The organism is Immundisolibacter sp., assembly GCF_028696615.1.
Lineage (GTDB): Bacteria > Pseudomonadota > Gammaproteobacteria > Immundisolibacterales > Immundisolibacteraceae > Immundisolibacter.
This window is the reverse complement of sequence record NZ_JAQVGQ010000190.1, coordinates 1-5320: the sequence shown is the minus strand read 5'-3', so window position 1 is coordinate 5320 and position 5320 is coordinate 1. Positions and strand designations below refer to the sequence as shown.

Annotated in this window: 5 protein-coding genes; 1 reads left to right on the top strand and 4 read right to left on the bottom strand. The window is 68.2% G+C overall.

Annotated elements, in window-relative coordinates:
• On the top strand, positions 1-1406 hold a 1406-nt coding region (locus tag PHC73_RS11260), incomplete at its 5' end, for a transglycosylase SLT domain-containing protein (protein WP_300128133.1).
• Here the strand turns inward: PHC73_RS11260 and pssA are convergent.
• The 4 genes from pssA to ilvB form a co-directional block, all read right to left on the bottom strand.
• Positions 1324-2085, bottom strand: coding sequence for a CDP-diacylglycerol--serine O-phosphatidyltransferase (gene pssA, locus PHC73_RS11255; protein ID WP_300128131.1), 762 nt, complete (start codon positions 2083-2085; stop codon positions 1324-1326). The genes PHC73_RS11260 and pssA overlap by 83 nt on opposite strands.
• A 159-nt stretch (positions 2086-2244) precedes the next feature.
• Entirely contained in the window at positions 2245-3261 is a 1017-nt protein-coding gene (gene ilvC, locus PHC73_RS11250; protein WP_300128128.1) for a ketol-acid reductoisomerase, read from the bottom strand.
• A gap of 25 nt (positions 3262-3286) precedes the next feature.
• On the bottom strand, positions 3287-3781 hold the full coding sequence (gene ilvN / locus PHC73_RS11245) for an acetolactate synthase small subunit (protein WP_300128125.1): 495 nt from the start codon (positions 3779-3781) through the stop codon (positions 3287-3289).
• On the bottom strand, positions 3781-5320 hold a 1540-nt coding region (ilvB, locus tag PHC73_RS11240), incomplete at its 5' end, for a biosynthetic-type acetolactate synthase large subunit (protein WP_300128122.1). The genes ilvB and ilvN, both read right to left, overlap by 1 nt.

Here is a 5320-nt window from a genome sequence, read left to right as displayed (position 1 = left end):
GGGGTGCCGGTCTGGTGGTCGCTCTGCTGACGGTGTTGCTGCATTGGCCGGATTTGGCGCAGCGTTATCCGCAGCCGAGCCGGCTCGAGCGGGTGTTGGCTGCCGGAACCTTGCGCGTGGCGGTGCCGGTTGACCCGGGCATCGATGACGCCGCTTTTCAGGACATGCACCACGCGCTGCTGCGCGAGTTTGCCAACCGGCTCGACGTGACGGTCAGCCTGGTAGAGGCCGACTCGCAGGCGGTCCTGCTGGACATGCTCACTCGCGGCGAGGTGGACATCGCCGTGCCGTCCGGCCCATTGCCGCAGCCGCTGCCAGGCCACCTGCGCGCCGCGCCGGCTTACACGGACACGCAAACGCACGTGGTTTGCAACGAGGGGACCGATTTGCCGTCCGACCCGAACACGACGCCCGCGCTGCGCCGGCTGCGCGTCTCGGCGCTTGATGGCTATGTACAGTGGCTGGCGGGGGCCGGCATGCGGCGCATCGGGCTGGCGCCCAGCGTGCCGGTGGGCACGGTGGCGCTGCTCGAGCAGGTGGCGGCGGGCGAGCTGCCGTGTACGTTGGCGCAGCGCGACGAAGTGATCCGGGCCCGCCAGCGGCTGCCGAGTCTGCGGCTTGGGCCGGCGGTCGGGCCGCCGGGCGCCATTGCCTGGTTGCTGCGCAACGCCGCCGACGATTCGCTCGCCAGGCAGGTCGATCGTTTTTTCGTGCGGGCGCGAAAGAACGGACTGCTGGCGCAGCTCGCCGAGCAGGAGCGGGGCCTGCGACGTCGGTTCGACGTGGTCGATCTGGACGGTTTCCGGCTGGCGCTGGCTACCAAGCTGCCGCGTTACGAGCAGCACTTCCGACGCGCCGGCGCCGAGCATGGCATCGATTGGCGCCTGCTGGCGGCGCTCGGTTATCAGGAATCGCGCTGGAACCCGCGGGCCGAGTCGCCGCGCGGGGCGGGCGGGTTGATGATGCTCACGGCTGGCACCGCCCGCGACTTGGGTGGGGGGGACCGTTTCGATCCAGGCGTGTCGATTCGCGCAGGCAGCCGCTACCTGGCGCAGTTGCGGGCGTTGGTGGGTGAGGGGGTGCCGGAGCCGGATCGCACTTGGCTCACCTTGGCCGCGTACAACGTCGGGCCGGGCAACCTGCAGCGTGCGCGCCAGGCGGTGGCGGCTGGTGGCGGCAATCCGAATCGCTGGGCGGAGGTGCGGCGGATGTTGCCGCGGCTGCGGCAAGCCGGGGGCGGCTGGGAGCCGGTGTACCACGTGGAAAGCGTGCGCCGGTATTTCGCACTGCTCAGTGCCGACGCGGGGATGGCGCAGGTCGGCCTCAGGTCGAGGCGCGGCGCTTCTGGCGCAGGCGGCGGCGGCGATTCAGCGTCAGAATCGGACCCGATGCGGCGTAAGTCATGAACAAGGCCAGCAGCACCAGCGGCGGGTCGGTGAACACGATGGCGATGCCGATGGCGATCAGCACCGCGGCGAAAAACGGGATCCGTCCGCGCAGGTCCACGTCCTTGAAGCTGTAGTAGCGGAAGTTGCTCACCATCAGCCCGCCGCCGCAGACGGCCACCAGCAGTGCCAGCGGCGTGCCGGCCCAGGCGGGAAAGCCGTAGGTGTGGCCGGCCCACACGGCGCTGGTGACCAGTGCCGCGGCGGCCGGACTCGGCAGGCCCTGAAAATATTTTTTGCCGTACACCTGCGGCTGGGTGTTGAAGCGCGCCAGGCGCAAAGCGGCTGCGGCGGCGTAGACGAAGGCCAGCATCCAGCCGACCTTGCCGAGGTTTTGCAGCGCCCAGTCGTACACCAGCAGCGCCGGGGCGATGCCGAAGGCGACCATGTCGGATAGCGAGTCGTATTCAGCGCCGAAGTCGGTTTCGGTGCCGGTCAGGCGCGCCACGCGGCCGTCCAGGCCATCGGTGATGATGGAGGCAAACACCGCCACACAGGCGGGGCCGAACTGGCCGCGCCCGGCGGCGACGATGGCATAGAAGCCGGCGAACAGCCCGAGCGTGGTGAACAGGTTCGGCAGGACATAGATGCCTCGCCGGCGGGGGCGCGCCGGCGGGGGAGGGGATGGGGCGTCGTGCATCGACCGCTCAGGGTTTGTGAAGACATGCGCGCGCTGCGCATGCCTTGCGTCGCCGGTCCGATATACGCCCGGACCGGCTTGCGCGAATCGCGCCCTTGCGGGCTCGATTCGCGTCCGGCCATCCCTGGCCGACCTCGGCGCATGAAAAATTCACGAGCGCTAGTTGCGCGAGCGATCGACCACCCGATTGGCCTTGATCCACGGCATCATGTCGCGCAGGCGGCTGCCCACCTGCTCGATCGGGTGCTCTTGACCCAGCCGGCGCATGGCCTTGAGCACCGGCGCGCCGGCGCGGTTCTCGGCAATGAATTCGCGCGCGAACTGACCGGTCTGGATTTCCCTCAGGATGCGCCGCATCTCGGCCTTGGTCTCGTCGGTCACCACGCGCGGGCCGCGCGTGAAGTCGCCGTACTCGGCGGTGTTCGAGATCGAATAGCGCATGTTGGCGATGCCGCCCTCGTACATGAGGTCGACGATCAGCTTCAGCTCATGCAGGCATTCGAAGTAGGCCATCTCGGGTGCGTAGCCGGCTTCGACCAGCGTCTCGAAACCGGCCATCACCAGCGCCGAGGCACCGCCGCACAGCACCGCCTGCTCCCCGAACAGGTCGGTTTCGGTTTCCTCGCGGAAGTTGGTCTCGATGACGCCGGCGCGCCCGCCGCCGATGGCGGACGCGTAAGCCAGCGCCACGTCGCGGGCATGGCCGGAGGTGTTTTGGTGCACCGCGATCAGGCACGGCACGCCGCCACCCTGGGTGTAGGTGGAGCGCACCAGGTGCCCCGGGCCCTTGGGCGCGATCATGATCACGTCCAGATCCGCCCGCGGCTCGATGGCGCCGAAGTGGATGTTGAAGCCGTGCGCAAACGCCAGCGCGCCGCCCTGCTTGAGGTTGGGGGCGATCACGTCGGTGTACAGCTGCGCCTGGTGCTCGTCCGGCACCAGCACCATGACCAGGTCCGCCGCCTTGACCGCATCGGCCGGCGCCAGCACGGCAAGGCCGGCGTTTTTGGCCTTGGCCACCGAGGTCGAGCCCTCGCGCAGGCCGACGCACACGTCGACGCCGGATTCCTTCAGGTTCAGCGCGTGGGCGTGGCCCTGCGAGCCGTAGCCGAGGATGGCGACCTTTTTGCCCTGGATGAGCGACAGGTCGGCGTCTTTGTCGTAGAAGATGTTCATGCTGCTTACCGGATGGGATGGGGGATCAGGAACGCAGCGCCTTGGCGCCGCGCGAAATGGCCGACGGGCCGCTGCGCACCAGTTCGATGATGCTGGCCGGATCAAGCGCGGCGATGAAGGCGGCCAGCTTGTCGCTCTTGCCGGTCAGCTCCACCACACAGCTGCTGCGGGTGATGTCGACCACCTGGCCGCGAAAGGCGGCCGTCAAGCGGGTGATCTCGTCCCGCGCGGCGGCGGTGGCGGCTTTCACCTTCACCAGCAGCAGCTCGCGTTCGATGTGGGCGCCCTCGGTGACGTCCATCAGCTTGACCACGTCGATCAGCTTGTTCAGCTGCTTGGTGATCTGCTCGATGATCGCCTCGTCGCCGCTGGTCACCAGCGTCATGCGTGACAGCGTGGGATCGTCGGTGGGGGCGACGCTGAGCGACTCGATGTTGTAGCCGCGGGCCGAGATCAGGCCGGCCACGCGCGACAGCGCGCCCGGCTCGTTTTCGAGCAGCAGGGACAGGATGTGCCGCATCACGCCAGCTCCCGGTCGCGCAGCGCTTGTTGCAGCGGCGACAGGCGCATCTCGTGCTGGCCCTTGCCGGCCTCGACCATGGGGTAGACGTTCTCGGCGGGGTCGGTCTGGAAGTCGAGGAACACCAGCCGGTCCTTCATGGCCAGCGCCTCGCGCAGTGCCCCTTCCACGTCGCCCGGCCGCTCGATGCGCATGCCGACGTGGCCATAGGCTTCGGCCAGCTTCACGAAATCCGGCAGGGCATCCATGTATGAGTGCGAGTAGCGGCTCTTGTACTGAAATTCCTGCCACTGGCGCACCATGCCCAGGTAGCGGTTGTTGAGGTTGACGATCTTGATCGGCAGGTCGTACTGCTTGGCCGTCGACAGTTCCTGGATGCACATCTGGATGCTCGCATCGCCGGTCACGCACACCACATCGGCGTCGCGGTGCGCGAGCTTGACGCCGAGCGCCGCCGGCAGACCGAAGCCCATGGTGCCGAGCCCCCCCGAATTGATCCAGCGGTTCGGCTGGTTGAACTTGTAGAACTGCGCCGTCCACATCTGGTGCTGGCCGACGTCCGACGCGACATAGGCATCGCCGCCGGTCAGGCGGTGCAGGGTTTCGATCACCGCCTGTGGCTTGATCAGCTCGCCGCTGGTGTCGTAGGCGAGGCACTGCTGCGCCCGCCAGGCGTCGATACGCGCCCACCAGGCCTTCAGCGACTCGCCATCCGGCTGCTGGTCGAGCTCGTCGAGCGCGGCCATCAGGTCCTCGAGCACCGACACCACGGTGCCGACGATCGGCACCTCCACTTTGACGTTCTTGGCGATCGACGCGGGGTCGATGTCGATATGGATGATGCGCGCGTAGGGGCAGAAACTGGCCAGGTCGCCGGTGACGCGGTCGTCGAAGCGCGCGCCCACGGCCAGCAGCACGTCGCACTCGTGCATGGCCATGTTGGCCTCGATGGTGCCGTGCATGCCGAGCATGCCCAGGAACTGCGGATCGTCGGCCGGGTAGGCGCCAAGGCCCATCAGCGTGTTGGTGATGGGAAAGCCGAGCCGGCGCGTGAGCTGCGTGAGCTGCGCCGAGCCTTTGCCCAGGATCACGCCGCCGCCGCTGTAGATCACCGGCCGTTTGGCCTTGACCAGTAGCTGGGCGGCCTTGCGAATCTGCCCCGGGTGCCCCTTGAGCACCGGGTTGTAGGAGCGCATTTCCACCTGCGCCGGGTAGACGTAGCGGGTCCGGGCGGCGGTCACGTCCTTGGGCACGTCCACCACCACCGGGCCGGGGCGGCCGGTGGTGGCGATGTGAAAGGCCTTGCGCAGCGTGAGCGCCAGATCGGCCACGTCTTTGACCAGGAAGTTGTGCTTCACGCACGGGCGGGTGATGCCAACCGTGTCGGCTTCCTGGAAGGCGTCGTTGCCGATCAGGTGCGTGGCCACCTGGCCGGTGATCACCACCATCGGAATCGAATCCATGTAGGCGGTGGCGATGCCGGTGACGGCGTTGGTGGCGCCGGGGCCGGAGGTGACCAGCACCACGCCGGGCTCGCCG